General features: G+C 74.7%; 15 protein-coding genes. 7 read left to right on the top strand and 8 right to left on the bottom strand.

What is annotated here, in order from left to right:
* Positions 1–41: 41 nt before the first annotated feature.
* Genes AB0C76_RS00075 through AB0C76_RS00065 form a run of 3 tightly spaced genes read left to right on the top strand, consistent with a single transcriptional unit; the run spans position 42 to position 2,154 of the window.
* The gene (locus AB0C76_RS00075; protein ID WP_359958044.1) at positions 42–404 is read left to right on the top strand and encodes a DUF742 domain-containing protein; all 363 of its coding nucleotides are present in this window, start codon (positions 42–44) and stop codon (positions 402–404) included.
* 2 nt (positions 405–406) lie between these two features.
* Positions 407–988, top strand: coding sequence for an ATP/GTP-binding protein (locus AB0C76_RS00070; RefSeq protein WP_359957134.1), 582 nt, complete (start codon positions 407–409; stop codon positions 986–988).
* A 32-nt stretch (positions 989–1,020) separates the two neighbouring features.
* Complete coding sequence (locus AB0C76_RS00065; protein WP_359957131.1) at positions 1,021–2,154, top strand: FAD-dependent monooxygenase; 1,134 nt, start codon at positions 1,021–1,023, stop codon at positions 2,152–2,154.
* A 15-nt stretch (positions 2,155–2,169) separates the two neighbouring features.
* On the opposite strand, the gene AB0C76_RS00060 is transcribed toward AB0C76_RS00065, so the two are convergent.
* From AB0C76_RS00060 to AB0C76_RS00045, 4 genes are all read right to left on the bottom strand, one after another.
* Positions 2,170–2,931 carry a serine hydrolase gene (locus AB0C76_RS00060; protein WP_359957128.1) on the bottom strand — a complete coding sequence of 254 codons (762 nt, stop codon included), beginning with the start codon at positions 2,929–2,931 and terminating at the stop codon, positions 2,170–2,172.
* Positions 2,932–3,097: 166 nt separating this feature from the next.
* Positions 3,098–4,627, bottom strand: a complete 1,530-nt coding sequence (locus tag AB0C76_RS00055) for a hypothetical protein (protein ID WP_359957125.1) — start codon at positions 4,625–4,627, stop codon at positions 3,098–3,100.
* Positions 4,628–4,726: 99 nt separating this feature from the next.
* Positions 4,727–5,479, bottom strand: coding sequence for a leucyl/phenylalanyl-tRNA--protein transferase (locus tag AB0C76_RS00050; protein WP_359957123.1), 753 nt, complete (start codon positions 5,477–5,479; stop codon positions 4,727–4,729).
* Positions 5,476–8,829 carry an amino acid adenylation domain-containing protein gene (locus AB0C76_RS00045; protein ID WP_359957120.1) on the bottom strand — a complete coding sequence of 1,118 codons (3,354 nt, stop codon included), beginning with the start codon at positions 8,827–8,829 and terminating at the stop codon, positions 5,476–5,478. Before AB0C76_RS00045 ends, AB0C76_RS00050 begins: the two co-directional genes overlap by 4 nt.
* A 218-nt stretch (positions 8,830–9,047) precedes the next feature.
* On the opposite strand from AB0C76_RS00045, the gene AB0C76_RS00040 reads away from it, so the two are divergent.
* Entirely contained in the window at positions 9,048–12,251 is a 3,204-nt protein-coding gene (locus AB0C76_RS00040; RefSeq protein WP_359957117.1) for an EAL domain-containing protein, read from the top strand.
* On the opposite strand, the gene AB0C76_RS00035 is transcribed toward AB0C76_RS00040, so the two are convergent.
* The gene (locus AB0C76_RS00035; RefSeq protein WP_359957114.1) at positions 12,248–12,490 is read right to left on the bottom strand and encodes a helix-turn-helix transcriptional regulator; all 243 of its coding nucleotides are present in this window, start codon (positions 12,488–12,490) and stop codon (positions 12,248–12,250) included. The genes AB0C76_RS00040 and AB0C76_RS00035 overlap by 4 nt on opposite strands.
* Positions 12,491–12,767: 277 nt before the next feature.
* On the opposite strand from AB0C76_RS00035, the gene AB0C76_RS00030 reads away from it, so the two are divergent.
* On the top strand, positions 12,768–13,463 hold the full coding sequence (locus AB0C76_RS00030; protein WP_359957112.1) for a hypothetical protein: 696 nt from the start codon (positions 12,768–12,770) through the stop codon (positions 13,461–13,463).
* Between the two features lie 32 nt (positions 13,464–13,495).
* Entirely contained in the window at positions 13,496–13,663 is a 168-nt protein-coding gene (locus AB0C76_RS00025; RefSeq protein ID WP_359957109.1) for a hypothetical protein, read from the top strand.
* Positions 13,664–13,675: 12 nt separating this feature from the next.
* Here the strand turns inward: AB0C76_RS00025 and AB0C76_RS00020 are convergent, their stop codons facing one another.
* From AB0C76_RS00020 to AB0C76_RS00010, 3 genes are all read right to left on the bottom strand, one after another.
* Entirely contained in the window at positions 13,676–14,416 is a 741-nt protein-coding gene (locus AB0C76_RS00020) for a hypothetical protein (RefSeq protein ID WP_359957106.1), read from the bottom strand.
* A 90-nt stretch (positions 14,417–14,506) separates the two neighbouring features.
* Entirely contained in the window at positions 14,507–15,040 is a 534-nt protein-coding gene (locus tag AB0C76_RS00015) for a PadR family transcriptional regulator (protein WP_359957103.1), read from the bottom strand.
* A 26-nt stretch (positions 15,041–15,066) separates the two neighbouring features.
* On the bottom strand, positions 15,067–17,106 hold the full coding sequence (locus tag AB0C76_RS00010; RefSeq protein WP_359957100.1) for an NADPH-dependent 2,4-dienoyl-CoA reductase: 2,040 nt from the start codon (positions 17,104–17,106) through the stop codon (positions 15,067–15,069).
* 156 nt (positions 17,107–17,262) lie between these two features.
* Between AB0C76_RS00010 and AB0C76_RS00005 the strand changes: the two genes are divergently transcribed.
* Positions 17,263–18,513 carry a monooxygenase gene (locus AB0C76_RS00005; RefSeq protein ID WP_359957097.1) on the top strand — a complete coding sequence of 417 codons (1,251 nt, stop codon included), beginning with the start codon at positions 17,263–17,265 and terminating at the stop codon, positions 18,511–18,513.
* The last annotated feature ends 174 nt before the right edge of the window (positions 18,514–18,687 follow it).

The following is an 18,687-nucleotide window of genomic DNA, read 5'->3' as shown; positions in this document are numbered from 1 at the left end:
GCGAACTCGACGACGAGGACGACGACCTCGACGGCGGGACGATGGTGCGCCCGTACACCATCACCCGCGGCCGCACCGCGCCCGAACGCGACGACCTCACCCTGATCACGGTGCTCACCACCGACGAGGAGGAGGCCGCCCGGGCCCTCGCGCGCAGCCGCGGCGGCGTCCGCGCCCTCCAGCCCGAACACCGGGCGATCCTCGACCGCTGCCGCCGGCCGGCCGCGGTCGCCGAGGTGGCGGCCGGCCTGGACCTCCCGGTCTCGGTCACCAAGATCCTGCTCGGCGACCTGGTCGCCCAGGGCCTGCTGCGGGCCCGTGCGCCGCTCTCGGTGGCCCGGGCCGCCGGCGGTGCGGACCTCGGCCTGCTCACGGCCGTACGCGAAGGACTCCGGAGACTGTGACCATGGCAACACCCCACCCCGCGGCCCCCGCCGCCGTCAAGATCCTCATCGCGGGCGGCTTCGGCGTCGGCAAGACCACCCTCGTGGGCACGGTCAGCGAGGTCGCCCCGCTGCGCACCGAGGAGTACCTGACCAAGGCCAGCGTCGGCGTCGACGACCTGGCCGGCGTCGACCAGAAGGACACCACGACCGTCGCCCTCGACTTCGGGCGGATCACCGTCAGCCCGGAACTCGTCGTCTACCTGTTCGGCACCCCCGGCCAGGAGCGCTTCTGGTTCATGTGGAACGACCTGGTCAACGGCGCCCTCGGCGGCATCGTCATCGCCGACACCCGGCGGCTGGACACCAGTTTCGCCTCCATCGACTTCTTCGAGAGCCGGGGCATCCCGTTCGTGGTCGCGATCAACTGCTTCCACGGCCACAACACCCGCGCCCCCGACGAGATCCGGGCCGCGCTCGACCTCGACCCGCAGGTGCCGATGCTGATCGGCGACGTCCGCGAACGGGCCTTCGGTCGGGACCTCCTGCTCGCCCTCGTCGACCACCTGATGGACCTCGCCGGCACCGCCGCCCCCGTCGGCTGAGCCGGCTCGCCCCTCACTCCCTGGAGCCCCGCATGACCTCTCCCCTGCGCGTCCTCGTCCACGGCGGCGGCATCGGCGGTCTCACCCTCGCCACCGCCCTCGCCCGGCGCGGCCACCACGTCGACGTCGCCGAACTGCGCGACGGCCTGGAGGCGCTGGGCGTCGGCATCATCCAGCCCTCCAACGCCCTGCACGTGATGCGCGGGATCGGCGTCCTGGACGCCTGCCTGGACGCCGGCTTCGAGTGGGAGGTGCTGACCATCTGCGACCCGGCCGGCACCACCCTCGCCCGGATCCCGCAGCCCCGCATGGGCGACGCCCCCGCCAACATCGGCATCCCGCGGCCCGCCCTCGCCGAGGTGCTCGGCGCCGCCGCCACCGCGGCCGGGGCCCGCCTGCGCTTCGGCACGACGATCGCCGAACTCGCCGACGACGCCGACGGGGTGGACATCACCCTCACCGACGGCCACAGCGGCCGCTACGACCTCGTGGTCGGCTTCGACGGCATCGGCTCGCCGCTGCGCAGGCGCCTGTACGGGGAGAAGTACGCCCCCGAGTACACCGGCTTCGCCAACTGGCGTGTCACACTGCCGCGTTCGCCCGAGGTGCAGGGCGTCGTGATGTCCGCCGGAAACCTGGAGGCCAAGGCGCTGCTCACCCCGATCAGCACCGAACTCATGTACCTGGGCGCGGTGTTCGCCGAGCCCGAGGACTTCCGCCCGGACCCGGAGCGCGCCCACGACCAGCTCGCCGAGCGCCTCGCAGGTTTCGGCGGCCCCGTCGCCGAGGCCCTCGCCCAGGTCACCGACCCGGCCGCGGTGGTCCACTCGCGCATCTCCCAGGTGACCGTCGAGGAGCCCTGGCACATCGGACGCATCGCCCTCGCCGGCGACGCCGCCCACGCCAGCACCCCGCACCTCGCCCAGGGTGCGGCGATGGCCGTCGAGGACGCGCTCGTGCTCGCGCTGAGCCTCGACGCCGCCGACTCCGTCGAGGCCGCCCTCACCGCCTGGGAGGAGCGCCGCCGCCCGCGCGCACTGTGGGTGCAGGCACTCTCCCGCGCGATCCTCAAGCAGGAGACCGGAACGCCCACCACGCCGGAGGAGGACGAGTTGCTGAAGGTCGGCATCCCGGGCGCGGCGCACGTGCTCGTCAAGCCGTACTGATGACGGCAGCCCGGTTCACGGTCGGGCGGTGACGTCCCGGCGGCGGTCCCAGACGGCCGCCGAGATCCGCGCGACCAGCCGGGCCGCCGGGTCGGCGGTGCCGTGGCCGGAGGCGAGCGGGCCGGTGTAGCAGACGGCGATCAGGTAGGGCGGGCAGTCGTCCGGGTAGACGACGCCCGCGCTGTGCCGGGCACCGGTGACCCAGCCGTTCTTGAACGCGATCCGGGTGCCCGGCGGCAGTCCGGCCGCGAGGTCCACCCGGTAGGCGTTGCGCTCCAGGAGGGCCAGCAGCTCCGGCTCGCCGTCCAGGGAGCGCAGCAGCCGGACGAGGTCGCGGGCGGTCACCAGATTGTCGACACCGGCCTCGCGCGCGGCGACGTCCTCGATCCCGCGCGGGGTGGTGCTGTGCGTCGCCCCGGCCCGCCGCCAGACCCCGGCCACCGCCTCGGGGCCGACGGCGGCGAGGCACAGGTTGGTGGCGAGATTGGAGGAGTGGGTGATCATCCGCTCGGCGAGCGTGCGGAGCGGCGCGGTTGCGCCGAGGAGCTCCCAGGGCAGCTGATCGCCGTCGCCGTCACGGGAGTTGGCGAACTCGCCGCCCACGGCCGAGTCGAACCGGTTCACCACGGGCACCTCGGCGTCCAGGTCGACGCCGCTCCGGTGCAGCGCCGCGAGCACGGCGACCTTCATCGTGCTCGCCGCGTAGTGCCGCACGTCCGCCGCACGTCCGAACACCGGCTCACCGCTCCCCCAGGGAGCCACCACCACAGACAACATCCGGCAAGCGTAGGCCCGCGAGCGGGCGGTACCGGGGGATTTACGGCGCAGGGCGCGACGCCGGCGGAGGACAACCGGCGGCAAACAGATGACAGCTGACAGATGGCAGATTTCGAAATCTGTCATCTGTCAGCTGTCGGTACGCCACCCGGCGCGTGCCGTCGCGTCAGCTGCTCGGGCGCGGCGACGGGAGGGCGGCCGTGCCCGCGAGGAGGGGCCATTCGCGGTGGAAGGGCGGCAGCGGGAGCTTGCCCTCGATGATCGGGGTGCCGAAGATCTTCAGGTGCGCGGTGAGCGCGCCGTTCAGGTCGATGCCGCCGACCACCGACCAGCTGCCCTGCGCCTGCGGGGTGCCGCCCGGGACGTCGGCACTCAGCGAGCCCTCCGCCTTCGCGCTCAGGTAGGGCGCGACGGTGGTCTCCACCCCGACCGTGTCGTACAGGCCGACGCTGGCCTCGGCACCGAGCGCGGCGCGGACGCCGGCCTTGCCGTTCAGCCGCAGGTGGACCGGGGAGACCTTGGTGTCGGCGGCGTCGCTGATCGGGGCCCAGCCCTTGCCGCCGGTGTAGTCGGCGCGCACCGACCACGTGCCGGTGGCCTCCTGCTCGGCCTCGACGTGGACCTGGCCGTCGGCGCTGATCTCCAGGTAGCAGGTGAGGCCGAGGTTGACCACGACGGGCAGGCCGGCGACGGTCAGCACCGGGCTCGCCTGGAGCTTGGCGAACGGTAGCCGGACGGGCGCCGCGCCGGTGCTGCGGGCCAGGTCGCCGGTGACCTTCCAGTGGGCGTTGGCCCCGAGGTCGAAGCCGATGGACGCCGTGCGCGGGCTGCCCGCGGCGGCGCCGTGGTAGGCGAAGTGGACCGCGGGGTGCAGCTGGAGGGATCCGGTCGCAGCCACGCTCGCGCCCTCGGGCAGCGGGATCGGGGCGTTGACGTCGACCTCCAGGGTGCCGGAGGCATCGGCCTGCACGCCGCCGGAGCCGGCGCCGACGGTCGCCTTGAGGTCCTTGACCAGCGGCGTCACCTTGATGCCGTGCGGGTCGACGGCGACCTTGCCGTCCGCCTCGGTGCCGCCGAGCAGTTCGGCGAGCGTGGCCGGGCGGGTGGCGAGCTTGATGCTGTCGCCGGCTCCGGGCTGGACGGCGGTGACGGCCACGAGCGCGCCCTGGGGAGCGGCGGCGGTCGGCGGGCTGGCGATCAGCGCGCCGGGCTGCACGGCGGCGGCGCTCGCGGACGCGCTCGGCGCGGCCGTCGACGGTGCGGCCGACGGGGCGCTCGGGCTCGCGGTCGGCGCGGCCGCGCCCGGGGCGGCCGCCAGGACGGCCGTGCCGCCCGCCGGGTCGTACGCCGTGAGCTGGAGGTTCTTCGCGGTGGCGGTGACGGCGCCGCCGTCCTTGCCCGGCGTGCCGATGGCGGCCTGCTGGGCTCCGGCGGGGGCCGCCGCGACGGTCGCGGAGGCCGTCGGGCGCACGGTGGGCGCGGCGGCGGCCGTGGTGGCGCGGGCACGCGGGGCGCCGGAGGTCGGGGCGGCACCGGCCGGACCGGTGTCGGTCGCCGCGGCGGCGACGGGGGTAGCGGCCGGCTCGGTGGCGGCCTGGGGGGTACCGGTGGACGTCGGCCCGCACGCGGCGACCCCGGTCAGGACGAGGGTGAGGATGGCGGGGCGGACGGCCCTGCCTATCGAGCTGTTGAACACGCGGCGTCATGTTACTGACGGGGAATAACTTTGTCGAAGACAGGCCAAGTCGGGTAAAGGGCCGTCGGTTGGAGCCGGCTCGGCTCGTCCCGGCCCGCGTCAGCCCAGCCGGGCCGCCGGCAGCCGGTCGGTGCTCAGCGGGCGGAGGTCCGCGGGCGCCGCGAGTTCCTCCAGGTAGTCGGCGCGGGGCAGCGGCGCCGCGCCGAGGCTGCGCACGTGCGGGCCGTCCCACTGCGCGTCGAGGAGCCGGCCCCCGGCGGCGGCGAAGCGGGCGGCGAGGTCGGCGACGGCGACGCGGGCCGCGTCGGGGCGGCGGCGGAACATCGAGTCGAGGCTGAGGACGGGCCCGGCGGTGACACCGAAGACGCCGCCGATCAGCTCCTCCCCCTCCCACACCTCGGCGCTGTGGGCGGCGCCGAGCGCGTGCAGCCCGGCGAGGCCGTTGACCAACTCGGGTACCAGCCAGGCCGGTTGGCGGCCCTCGGCGCACCGCGCGAGGACCTCGCCGAAGGCCAGGTCGGCACTGGTCCACCACCCGAGCCGGTTGCGCAGCCGCCGCGCGAGCCGCCGCCCGAGCCGGACCCCGCCGGGCCGGATGACGGGCCGGGGGTCGGGCGACCACCACGCGACGGCGTAGGGGTCGTCGCCGCCGAGGAGGGCGATCTCCCCCGCCTCGACGGCCTCCTCGAACCTCGCCTCGTTGTAGGCGATGGCGAACTCGTCGGCGGCCGGCAGGGGGAAGAGCCCGCACCGGTAGGCGGCGAGGATCTCCTCGGCCCCGAGCCCCGCCCCGAACGCCACCGGCCCGTCGCCGGGCGCGGCCCGCAGGTCCACCCCGGCGAAGGCGTTCACGCTCCCGCCCCCAGGTACCCGTCCGCCTCCAGCTGCCCGAGGTAGAGGTCGAGCAGCTCGGCGTCCACCGCCGGGAGCCGGATGCCGCTGCCCGCCAGCGCCGCTTCGGTGTGCGTCCGGTCGAAGCGCGGGAAGGTCGGGTGGAAGTACATCTCGCTGATCGACATCGCCGCTCCCGGGGCCCGGTCGACGAACAGCGGGACGAAGGGGGCGATCGGGTGGGTCGGGTGCGCGGCGGCGTACCGGACCAGGCCCTGCACCCACTCCCGGTAGGGGACTTGGGCCACCGGGTAGCCGCGCACCCGGAGCCGTTCGGCGAGGTCGGAGAGGTCGGCGGGCAGGGGCGAGGTCACGTGGTACACCTCGCCGTCGGCGGGCGCGTGGGCGGCGATGTGGACCACCGCGCGGGCGAAGCGGTCGGCGGGGACGTAGTCGAGCGCGAGCCGCACGTCGGGGCAGGTGCCGCTGTCCGCCATGTACTTGATGAGCGCGCACATCTCCGTGCCGTGGTTCATGACGCCGGTCGCCAGGTCCCCGGTGACGTCGTTGGTGCGCAGGACGGTGACGGGAAGTCCGGCCGCGGCGGCGTTGTGCAGCAGCTGTTCGGCCACCCACTTGCTCTCGACGTACCCGACGCCCAGCCGGTCCGGGTGCGCGAGCGGCGTCCGTTCGGTGACCTCGCGGATGCCCGCGGCGCCGAACCCGGCGATGACGGCGAGCGTGGAGAGGTAGTGCACGGGCACGCCCCGGCTGAGCCCGGCGAGGCGGACGACCTCGCGGGTGCCGCCGACGTTGGGGCCGCGCAGCTGGTGGTAGGGGTAGATGAAGTTGACCTGCCCGCCGAGGTGGTGGACGGCGTCCAGGTTCTGCGCCATCCAGTCGAACTGGCGCCGCGTCATTCCGAGCAGCGGTTCGCCGAGGTCGCCGACCACCGGCACCACCCGGGCGTCGGCCAGGTCGTGGCGCAGGAAGCGCTGCTGGGTGGCGCGCAGCCGTTCGAGGGCGTGTTCCTCGTCGGGGGCGCGGACCAGGCAGTGGACGCGGGCGCGGGTGGTGGCGAGCAGGGCGTTCAGCAGGTGGGCGCCGCAGAAGCCGGTGGCGCCGGTGAGCAGGATCTCGGCGGGTTCGGCGCGGCAGGGCGCGGGGTGCCAGGACTGGCCCACGGGGTGGCCGAGTTCGGCCTCGGCGGCCCAGTCGACGGCGGTCTCGCGGGAGCCGCTGCCGCCGGCCCGCGCGTCCCGCACGGCGGCGGCGAAGGCGCGCAGCGTGGCGTCGCGCAGGAGGGCGCGGGTGAGGGCGCGGATGCGGGTGACGTCGATCCCGAAGACGAGGCGGGCGCGGGCGAGCATCTCCATGGCGAGCAGGGAGGTGCCGCCGAGGTCGAAGAAGTCGTCGGCGGGGTGGACGAGTTCGACGTCGAGCAGTTCGGCCCACAGGTGTCCGACGGCGTCCTCGACCGCGCCGGCCGCGCCCGGGCCGGTGCCGGTTCCGGGGCTCGCGACGGCGCCCGCGGTGGAGTTCGTGACGGCGTCGGCGGCGGGGCTCGCGGCGGGGCTCCTGCCGACCCCGCGCGCCTGCGGCCGGGCCTGCGGGAGGCGGCGGCGGTCGATCTTGCCGGCCGGGGTGAGCGGCATGGCGTCCAGCGGCACGAAGGAGGCCGGGACCATGTACGCGGGCAGCCGCTCGGCCAGGTAGGCGCGGAGGCCGTCGCGGCGCCCGTCGCCGTCGGCGGCGGCGTGCTCGGCGAGCGTGTAGTACGCGGTGAGGCGGCGGGGGCCGCCGGCCGGGTCGCCGTCGGCGGCGACCCGGGCCAGCCGGACGTCGGGGTGGCCGGCCAGGACGGCCTCGATCTCCGCCGGGTCGACCCGGTAGCCGTGCACCTTGACCTGGTCGTCGAAGCGGCCGAGGATCTCCAGCTGCCCGTCGGCCCGCCAGCGTCCGGCGTCGCCGGTGCGGTACATCCGCTCGCCGGGAACGGCGGCGTACGGGTCGGGTAGGAACGATTCTGCGGTGAGACCGGGGGCCCGCCAGTAGCCGCGGGCGAGGCCGGGCCCGCCGAGGTGGATCTCGCCCTTCTCGCCGGGCCGCACGGGGCTCATCCGGGCGTCCAGGACGTGCACCCGCACGCCCGGCAGGGGCCGGCCGATCGGCACCGGCGCCCCCGGGCCGGCCGCGCCGCCGTCCAGCACCGCGGGCGTCACCTCGCACAGCGTCGAGGTGACGGCCGCCTCGGTGACGCCGTACGCGTTGACCAGCCGGACGCCGGGCAGCCGCTCCAGGCAGGTGCGGCAGTCGTCGGCGTGCACGACGTCCCCGCCGACGACGATCAGCCGCAGCGCCCGCGGCCCCGGCCCGCCGGCGGGGAGCAGCGCGAGCACGTGGTGCCAGTAGGCGGGGGTGAGGTCGGCGACGGCGAGGCCGAGTTCGCGAAGCCGGGCGACGAGTTCGAAGGGCGCCCAGGTGCGGCTGCCGCCGAGGACGAGGGTGGCGCCGGAGAGCAGGGCGGCGAGCACCTGTTCGAGCGCGGTGTCGAAGCCGAGCGCGGCGAGCTGCAGGACGCGGTCGCCGGGGGTGAGGCCGTAGGCGTGGATGACGCGGTCGAGCGTGAAGACGAGCGAACGGTGCGTGACCGGGACGCCCTTGGGGGTGCCGGTGGTGCCGGAGGTGTAGATCAGGTAGGCGAGGTCGTCGGGGGCGCAGGCATCGGGCACGGGGCCCCGCGCCGCCGGGCCGTCCACCGGGACGGTCTCCACCCCCGGGACGGCGCCGACCGCCACCCGCGCCCCGCAGTCCTCGACGAGCCGGGCCTGCCGCCGCTCCGGGTTGGCCGGGTCCAGCGGCAGGAAGGCCCCGCCCGCCTTGAGCACCCCCAGCCACGCGACGACCAGGTCCGCACCCCGTGGCAGGCAGACCGGCACGACCCGTTCCGCGCCGACGCCGCGGGCCCGCAGCGCGGCCGCCAACCGGTCGCTGCGCCGGTCCAGTTCGCGGTAACTCAGCGTGACGTCGTCGGCGACCACCGCGACCGCCTCCGGGTCGTGCGCGGCCCGCACCCGGAACAGCCCGTGCACGGTGCCCGCGAAGCCGGCGGGCGCCCGGGCAGCAGTGGCGTCACGGCCTCCCGGCCGCCCGGACACCGCGAACCCCAGGTCGTCCGGCCGCCATTCCCGCTCGACGTGCGCACGGCACTCGGCCCGCCCGGCCGGCCCGAAGACGCGCCGCCAGCCGCCCGGAACCGTCAAGTCGCCGGGCCAGATCGCATACTGACCGTTGTCATTGCGGACCACGGCGTGACGACCGGGGCCCGCTTCCTTGGGTGCGCCCTGTGCGCTGTCGACTGCGTCGTCCACCGGCTTGACCTCGTGGTGTGGCGGCAGAATGCTGGGAGGTGCGACATTTCCGACTATACGCACTCACGGCACATTGGGAACGTCCGGTGGCGATCCGCCGGAAGTCCCGGCACCGGACGGGACCGGGCGCCCCAGGACCGGACGCCCGGCGACGCGCGCGCCCCCGTCACGCGCCCCCGCCCGACCGGCGGGGTGAAGTCGCGGAGGAGGTAGCCTCGTTGACACGCCGGCGACAACGCCTGATGGTCTGTTACCTGCTGTGGATGGTGGCCTTCGTATCGGCCTACTACTCCGACCCCTCGCAGCGGATCGTCTGGTGGACGGGCATCGGGCTGGGCGGCGTGGCCGCCATCGTGATCGGCGTCCGCCTCAACCACCCGTCCCACGCGCTGCCCTGGTACCTGCTGGCGCTCGCGAACCTCAGCTTCACCGCGGGCGAGGTCGTCCAGGCCGTCCAGCTGCAGATCCTGCACCTGAACAACCCGTTCCCGTCGGTGGCCGACGGCTTCTACCTCGCCGAGTTCGTGCTGTACGCGGCCGGCGTGCTCGGCTTCATCCGCTGGCGGACGGCCCATCAGGACCGCGCGAGCCTGCTGGACGCCCTGATCCTCACCATGGGCCTCGCCCTGCTCTCCTGGATCTACCTGATCCTCCCGTACGCCCGGAACGCCGACCTCGACTGGTTCCCGAAGGCCGTCTCCATCGCCTACCCGCTCGGCGACGTCGTCGTACTCGCCCTGCTGCTGCGCCTGCTGACCCCGCGCGGCGGCAACAGCCGCTCCCTGCAGCTGCTCACCGTCGGCACCCTCGGCATCCTGACCTCGGACGTCCTGTACGGGCTGATCCAGCTGCACGGCACCTGGCGCATCGGCGGGCCGGTCGAACTCGGCTGGGCCGCCTTCTACACCGCGTGGGGCGCCGCCGCGCTGCACCCGTCGATGGTCGAGCTGACCCGGCCGGTGCCCACCCAGCAGCCCGACCTCGGGCGCGGCCGGCTCGCGCTGCTCACGCTCGCGTCGCTGATCGCCCCGGCGATCCTGATCATCGAGTCGCTGAACGGCAACACCAGCAACGCGGGCGTGATCGGTGCCTTCTCCGCCCTCCTCTACCTCCTGGTCCTGGCACGCCTCGCGGTGGTCGTGGTGGCCCGCCGGCAGGCCGTCGGGCGCGAACGCGCACTGCGCGTGGCCGGGGCGTCGCTCACCGCCGCCGTCACCGTCGAGGAGGTCGCCGACGCCGTCCAGGCCGCCGCCTCCACCCTCATGCCCGCCGAGGCCGGGCACGTCGCGCTGCTCGCCGTCACCGAGGGCGGCGTCCTGCACGTCCGGCACGCCGAGCGCGGCGCGGCCCGGCACACCGCCACCGAGCACCCCGGGGGGCCGGACGAGGTGCTGGCGCTCGCCGCCTACCGCGAGACCCGCCTCCTGCCGGTCGAGGACATCGGCAACGGCCTCGTCACCCGCCCCGACGGCATGCCCTGCGCGCTCCTGTGCCCGCTCACCCTCGCCGAACGCCCCTCCGGCGACCCGCTGATCGGCGCGCTCATCGTCACCGGCACCGAGCAGGAGCTCACCAGTCTCTGGGGCTCACTGGAGATCCTCGCCGCGCAGGCGGCCCTGGCCGTCGAGCGCGTCATGCTGAGCCGGGAGATCATCCGCCGCAACAGCGAGCTGTACTTCCGCACCCTCGTGCAGAACGCGAGCGACGTCATCCTGATCCTCGACGCCGACGACGGCATCCGCTACGCCTCGTCGTCGGCCGAGCGCGTCCTCGGCTACCCGGACCTGGAGGGCACCCAGTTCACCGAGCTCGTGCCGCCGGAGGACAGCCGGGCCGTCGGCAAGGCGCTGGCCCGCATGCGCGGGCCCGCCGACCCGTCGGGGGCGCCGGAGCACGCCAGCGACCGGCCCCGCGACACCCACCGCGAGCAGCCGCGCGACCACTGGCGCCTGCTGCGCACCGACCGCACCCCCATCGAGGCCGAGGTCCGCCACACCGACCTCCGCAGCGACCCCACCGTCGGCGGCCTGGTGCTCACCCTGCGCGACGTCACCGACCAGCGCCGCATGGAGCGCGAGCTCACCCACCGCGCCTTCCACGACTCGCTCACCGGCCTCGCCAACCGCGTCCTGTTCCTGGACCGCGTCGGCCACGCGCTGTCGCGCGGCGAGCGCAGCGGCGCCGTCACCGGGGTCCTGTTCATCGACCTCGACGACTTCAAGGTGGTCAACGACACCCAGGGCCACTCGGTGGGCGACGAACTGCTGGTCGCCGTCTCCCTGCGGGTCTCCACCGCGCTGCGCTCCTCCGACACCGCGGCACGCCTGGGCGGCGACGAGTTCGCGGTACTGGTGGAGGACGTGCTGCGCCCGGACGACGTCGACGCGATCGCCGAGGGCGTGCTGGCGGTGTTCGCCGAGCCGTTCAAGCTGAGCGCGGGCTCGGTGCGGGTGACGGCGAGCATCGGCGTGGCGACGACCGAGGACAGCGTGGACGCCGCCGAGCTGCTCACCCACGCCGACCTCGCGCTGTACTCGGCGAAGGCGGCCGGGCGCCGCCAGTCCTGCCACTACCAGCCGGCCTTCCAGGCCGGGCTGGTGGAGCGGCACGAGCTGAACGAGAACCTGGACACCGCGATCGCCGAGTCCGCGTTCAAGCTGTACTACCAGCCGATCATCGACCTGCGCACCGGCGACCTGGTCTCCTTCGAGGCCCTGGTCCGCTGGCCGCACGACCGGCGCGGGATGGTGCTGCCCGACGAGTTCATCGCCCTCGCGGAGGAGAGCGGCCAGATCGTCCCGCTCGGCGCGTGGGTGCTCGAACGCGCCGCCCAGGAGGCCGCCGCGTGGCACGCGGTGAGCTCCGCCGCCCGCGCCGCCACCGGGCGGCAGCCGCTGCGCGTCAACGTCAACGTCTCCGCCCGGCAGTTCCGCGACGCGGGCTTCGTCGACGTCGTGCGGCACGCGGTCGCGACCTCCGGGATCGACCCGTGCACGCTCGTCCTGGAACTCACCGAGTCGGTCCTGATGCGCCGCGACGAGCGCGTCCACGACGACATGGGCACCCTCTCCGGTCTCGGCGTCGGCATCGCCATCGACGACTTCGGGACGGGCTACTCCTCGCTGTCCTACCTGCGCGAGTTCCCCATCTCGATCCTGAAGATCGACAAGTCGTTCATCGACGGCCTCGGCTCCTCGCAGCAGCAGTACGCCCTCGTCGAGGGCATCGCCCGGATCGCCGACACGCTCGGCGTCCAGGTGATCGCCGAGGGCATCGAGCACCCCGAACAGCGCGACCTGCTCGCCGCCATGGGTTGCCCGCTCGGTCAGGGCTACCTCTTCGCCCACCCGCTCACCGCCGAGCAGGCGCGTGCGCTCGTGCGCACGACGACGAACGAGCCGGTGCGCCCGGGAGCCCGCTAGGCGGTGAACGCGGTGCGCAGCGCTCCGGCGAGGGCGGTCAGGAGCGGAAGGGTCGGCGCGGCGTGGCCGGACTCGATCGCACGCACCTGATGTACCGTCAACTTCGTTCGCTCCGCCAGCTCTTCGACGGACAGCCCGAGGGCTGCACGGCGCTCGCGGACCGCGTGGGCCAGGTCGGCGGCCGGGTCGCCGTCCGGGTGGGCGGGGAAGTCCTCGATCGGGCGTCTCGGCTCGCTCACGGCTCTCCTCGTCGGCACGCGCACGCGCGGCGGTGGGGCGCACAGCGTGGCACACCGCCGGGGTCCGGGCGTGTGAAGCGGCGGTCAAGAATCCTTGACCGCCGCTTGGGAGTTGGGGAACCCGACGGTCCGGCCACCGCCTCAGCCGAGCGGATCACAGGCGGTCCTGGAGCCGCGTGGCACCACCCGGCCGCCGGCGCGCCCCCGGGCGCCGTACCCGTCGCACCGTTGCGCCCTTACCGTGGCAGAACGAGCTGCGCGCGCTCAGGAGGCCACTGTGGACCGGGAGTTGCTCTGCGGGGAGACGTACGTCGACGGCTGCGGGCGGGCGCTCGCCGCGCCCGCCTGGTGTCACGAGGGCGAACGCCCGGCCCTCCGGGACGGCCTGCCCGACGAGGTGCTGCGCACCCTGGCGGCGAGCACCTCGTCGGCCGTCCGCCTCGCCGTCGCCCGGTACGCGACCGCTCCGGCCGACGTCGTCGACCGGCTCGCCACCGACCGCCACGAGGCCGTCCGCGTCCACGCGGTGACCCGCACACGCTCCGAACCCGCCCTGCGCCAGGCCGCCCTGCGCGGCAGCAGGCCGGTGCGCAACGCCGCGGCGGGCAACCCGCACACGCCCGCCGCCGCGCTGCGGCGCCTCGGCGGCGACCCGGACGTGGAGGTGCGGATCTCGGTCGTCACCAACCCGGCCGCCCCGCCCGCACTCGTCGACGCGGGCGTCCGCGACCCCCACCGGTACGTCCGCTGGTGGGCCCTCGCCCGCACGACCGACCCCGCCCTCCTCCGCACCGCCGCGGCCTCCGCCTACCGCCGCGAACGCGAGTGGGCCGCCGGAAACCCGCACTGCCCGCCCGACGTCCTGGCCGGGCTCGCCGGCGACCGCAGCCCGCGCGTCCGCGCCCGGGTGGCCGCCAACCCGGCCTGCCCCGCCCACCTGCGCCTCCAACTGGCCGAGGACGCCGACCGGTAGAGGTCCGCTCCCGGGTGGCCTGGGCTCGGCCCGTGCTGCTCCGGCACCTCATCGGCCGGCCGGTCTTCCTCGTCGGCCCGGGCCTCCTCGCCCACTCCCGCAACGTCCCCCGCGCGGAGACGGCCGCCGGCGGCAGCGACTGGCGCCGGGCGCTGCCCGGCTTCGTCATCACCGTGGCCGCAATGGTCGTCATCGGCTGAGTGCCGCCGACCTCAGACCGCCGCGGACTGGGCGGTCGTGGGCAGCGTCGGGGGCGTGTTGGTGCCGGCCGTGGCGCCGAGGGTGCGTTCGGCCTTGGCCACGGCGGTACGGTACTGGAAGGACGCCTCCTGGGAGCCGTCGTCCTGGCGCTGGAAGTAGCCGAAGACCATCGCGACCGTCCCGAAGCGCTCGATGCCGATGTAGGCGTTGAGCTGGACGCCGGCCAGGGTGCCGTCGAGGCGGACGGCGGGGGCGTCGGGGCGGTCGCCGAGGGTCACCGGGGCGACGGTGAAGCTCACCGAGTCCTCGGTGCCGGCGTTGAAGGTGATCTGGCGGCAGGTGCGGAACGCGTCGGTGGCGGTGTTGAAGTCGGTGGTGAGCTTGCCCGCGTCCTCGGCGGTGAGGTTCTCGGTCACCATCGGATTGCCGTCCTCGCCGTCGAGTTCGACCTCGACGTGGGGGCTCCCGGGCGTCGGGGTGGCGTCGGCGTGCATGTTGATGAGCGCGCTGAGGGCGTCGCAGCCGCTGGCCGGGGAGGGATTCTCGCCAGGGCTGGGGCTGCTGCTGGCGGTGGGGACCTCGGTGTAGCCGGGACCGACGTCGTCGACGGTGAGCAGCGCCGCCTTGAGCTGGTCGGCCGTGGGGAGGTCCTGCGTCGGCGTCGAGGCGGCGGCCAGGTGCGCCGGGCCTAAGACGACCGCTGCGACGAGCACCGCGGTGGTGAGGGCGTGGAGCGGCCTGGAGTGAGGCATGCGGGCCCCCGGTCGAGAGTTCGGGCAGGGACAGGCCACCAGTGTCCCACCGGGGTCGGCGCGGAGCGCGCGGGAACGGAAAGCCGCAGGTCAGTCGGTCGGCAGCGCGTCCAGCGTCTCGGTGAGCCACTCCACCCAGAACGTCTCCAGCCCGATGCCGGCCCGCAGCACGGCGTGCTGGAGCCGGTTCTCGCCGTCGGCGCGCTCGGACGGGAAGTCGTGCCGCTCGATCGCCAGGTAGTCGTCCAACTGCGCTCGGTGGAGCGCGAGGTGCCGCCGCAGCTCGGCGTCGAGACCGGCGGAGCCGACGACCGCCGCGGCGCGCAGCCGCAGCAGCAGGGGTTCGCGGACGGCCCGCGGGTCGGAGCCCTCGGCCGTCCAGCGTTCGAGCTCGGCGCGGCCGGCCGCCAGCACCTCGTACTCCTTCTTCTGGCCGCGGGCCGGGCCGGCCTGCGGGAGGGCCCGGATGTGTCCGGAGGCCTCCAGCCGGCCCAGCTCGCGGTAGATCTGCTGGTGGGTCGCGGACCAGAAGAAACCGATCGACTTGTCGAAGCGCCTGGTCAGCTCCAGCCCGGAGGAGGGTCTCTCCAGCAGGGCGGTGAGGATGGCGTGGGGCAGCGACATGCGGTCGATCCTAGGCCCGCGACCGGTTACAGCGCCGCCGCCAGCTCGGTGCCCTGCTTGATGGCCCGCTTGGCGTCGAGTTCGGCGGCCACGTCGGCGCCGCCGATCAGGTGCGGGGTGCGGCCGAGGGCGCGCAGCTCGGCGTCGAGGTCGCGGCGCGGTTCCTGGCCGGTGCAGAGCACGACGGTGTCGACGGGCAGGAGCTGGCGCTCGCCGTCGATGGTGACGTGCAGTCCGGCGTCGTCGATGAGGTCGTAGGTGACGCCGGCGACCATCTTCACGCCGCGGTGCTTGAGTTCGGTGCGGTGGATCCAGCCCGTGGTCTTGCCGAGTCCGGCGCCGACCTTGGTGGTCTTGCGCTGGAGCAGGTGGACCTGGCGCGGCGGCTTGGGCGGCTCGGGCCGGCGCAGGCCGCCGCGCTCGCGGTACTCCGTGTCGATGCCCCACTTGGCCTGGAAGACGGGCGGGTTGAGGCTGGCGGCGTCGCCCTGGTCGGTGAGGTACTCGGCGACGTCGAAGCCGATGCCGCCGGCGCCGAGGATCGCGACGCGCTCGCCGACGTGGACGCCGTCGCGCAGGACGTCGAGGTAGCCGACCACGCTGGGGTGGTCGACGCCGGGGATGTCGGCGGGGGTGCGGGGGGTGACACCGGTGGCGAGGACGATCTCGTCGAAGCCCTCGGCGGTGAGCTGTTCGGCGGTCACGACGGCGCCCAGGCGCTGGGTGACGCCCAGTTCGGCCAGCCGGGTGCGGTAGTAGCGCAGCGTCTCGTCGAACTCCTCCTTGCCGGGGATGCGGCGGGCGATGTTCAGCTGCCCGCCGATCGCGTCGGCGGCGTCGAACAGCGTGACGTCGTGGCCGCGTTCGGCGGCGGAGACGGTGAACGCGAGCCCGGCCGGGCCGGCCCCGACGACGCCGATGCGCTTGCGGAGCTTCGTCGGCGAGAGCACGAGCTCGGTCTCGTGGCAGGCGCGCGGGTTGACCAGGCAGGAGGTGATCTGGAGGTTGAAGGTGTGGTCGAGGCAGGCCTGGTTGCAGCCGATGCAGGTGTTGATGGAGTCGGCGCGGCCGTCGGCGGCCTTGGCGACGAAGTCGGCGTCGGCGAGCAGCGGGCGGGCCATCGACACCAGGTCGGCGTAGCCGTCGGCGAGCAGCTGCTCGCCGATCTCCGGGGTGTTGATGCGGTTGGTGGTGACGAGCGGGATGCCGACCGAGCCCATCACCTTCTTGGTGACCCACGCGAAGCCGCCGCGCGGCACCGAGGTGGCGATGGTGGGGATGCGGGCCTCGTGCCAGCCGATGCCGGTGTTGATGATGCTCGCGCCGGCCGCCTCGACGGCCTGGGCGAGCTGCACGACCTCGGCGAGCGTGGAGCCGCCGGGCACGAGGTCGAGCATGGAGAGGCGGTAGACGATGATGAAGTCCTCGCCGACCCGCTCGCGGACCCGGCGGACGATCTCGACCGGGAAGCGCATCCGCCGCTCGTACGGCCCGCCCCACTCGTCCTCGCGGTGGTTGGTGGCCGCGACGATGAACTCGTTGATCAGGTAGCCCTCGGAGCCCATGATCTCGACGCCGTCGTAGCCGGCGCGGCGGGCGAGCTCGGCGCAGCGCGCGAAGTCCTCGACGGTCTGCTCGACCTGCTCGGCGGTGAGCGCGTTCGGGACGAACGGGCTGATCGGCGCCTGGAGCGCGCTGGGGGCGACGAGGTCGCGGTGGTAGGCGTAGCGGCCGAAGTGGAGGATCTGCATCGCGATCCTGCCGCCGGCCGCGTGCACGGCGTCGGTGACGACGCGGTGCTTGTCCGCTTCCTCCTCGGTCGTGAGCATCGCGCCGCCCTCCCAGGGGCGCCCGGCCTCGTTGGGGGCGATGCCGCCGGTGACGATCAGGCCGACGCCGCCGCGGGCGCGCTCGGCGTAGAAGGCGGCCATGCGGTCGAAGCCGTCGGGGGCCTCCTCCAGGCCGACGTGCATCGAGCCCATCACCACGCGGTTGGGCAGGGTGGTGAAGCCGAGGTCGAGCGGGCTGAGCAGGTGGGGGTAGGGGCTGCCGGGCGTGGCGCTCATCGACGTCTCCTGGAGGGCGGGGTTGCTCTGGTTACCGCAGGGTAGGGGACGCCCGGAGCCATGTGCAACTAGTTGCATAATGGCTCGGCGGTATCGTCCTGGCACTGGCAACGTCGAAGCACCCGAAGCAGTCGAACGCACAGGAGGGGGACGGACATGAGGGGTGGCTCGGTCGCCGTGGTCGGCGGCAGCATCGCCGGAAGCGCCTTCGCCCGGGCGGCGGCCCGGCAGGGGGCCGAGCGGGTCGTGGTCCTGGAGCGCAGTCCGGGCCTGCTGGAGGACCGCGGCGTCGGCCTCTGCATGCAGGACGCCCGCTTCGCCGAGCTCGTCGACGCCGGGCACGTCCCGGCGGACGTCCGCCGCCACCGCCTCGCCCTGCGCCGCTGGGTCACCCGCGACGACGCACCGGGCGCCGGCGACGCGCGCGGACGGCGGCTGTGGACCCAGCCCTTCGAGTTCCACTCCTTCCACTGGGGCGTGCTCTGGCAGTCCCTGCGCGCACGGACGCCCGCCAACGTCGAATTCCGGCTCGGCACGACGGTGACGGAGGTCGGCGGCGACGACGACGGCGACGGCGCCTGGGTGGCCGACGGTCACGGGGCCCGCGAGCCGTACGACCTCGTGATCGGCGCGGACGGCTACCGCTCGGCGGTGCGCGAGGCCGTCTGCCCGCAGGTGGGGCCCGAGTACGCCGGGTACGTGTGCTGGCGCGGCAGTTACGACGCCACGCTGCTGGAGCAGCTGCCCGGCGGGGCGCGGGCCTGGCCGGAGGAGGAGTGCGCGACGGTCTGCTACCCGGGCGGCCAGGTCGTGCTCTACCGCATCCCGGGCGTCGACCCCGGCACGACGCAGGTGAACTGGGTCTTCTACGCGCCCACGCCCGCGTGGCTGCGCCTGAGCGGCCCGACCAGCATCCCGGCGGGCGCGCTGGACGCCGGGCGGGCGGGCGAACTCGCCGAGCTCGCCGAACGGCGGCTGCCGCCGTACTGGGCCGCGGTGGTCACCCTGACCCCGCCGGAGCGCACCTTCCTCCAGCCGATCTACGACCTCGCGACCCCGCGGCGCACGGCCGGGCGCCTGCTGCTCGCCGGCGACGCCGCCACGGTCGTCCGCCCGCACAACACCAGCGGCGCGGTGAAGGCCCTCCAGGACGCGCACGCCTTCGAGGAGGCGGTGCGCGGCGCCGACGGCTCGTGGACCGCCGCACTGTCCGTCTACGAGCGCGAACGGGGCACGGCGGGGCTGGAGTTGGTGGACCTGGGCCGCCGGCTCGGCGCGGCGCAGGTCGTCGACGCGCCGGACTGGTCGGCCATGGACGAGTCCGCGATGGCCGACTGGTGGCACCGGCAGGTCACCGGCAGCGGGGGTTTCGGCGGCAGCCCCCTCGGCTCACGGCCGGGGACCTGAGCGAACGCGGCGAGCGGGCCGCGCGCGTCTCGCGCGGGCCCGCTCGGCACCCCGCCGGGCCCGTGGAGACGGGCCGGAGGGATGCTCTTATGGATGTCAAGCAGCGATGGTGAGCTGCTCGGTGGTGGTGCTCGGTGTGCTGGGCGTGGTCAGGACTCGGTAGATCTCTCGGGC

This window comes from Kitasatospora sp. NPDC048722 (assembly GCF_040650235.1).
Lineage (GTDB): Bacteria > Actinomycetota > Actinomycetes > Streptomycetales > Streptomycetaceae > Kitasatospora.
Note: the sequence above shows the minus strand (reverse complement) of the source record. Positions and strands in the feature narration are given on the sequence as shown.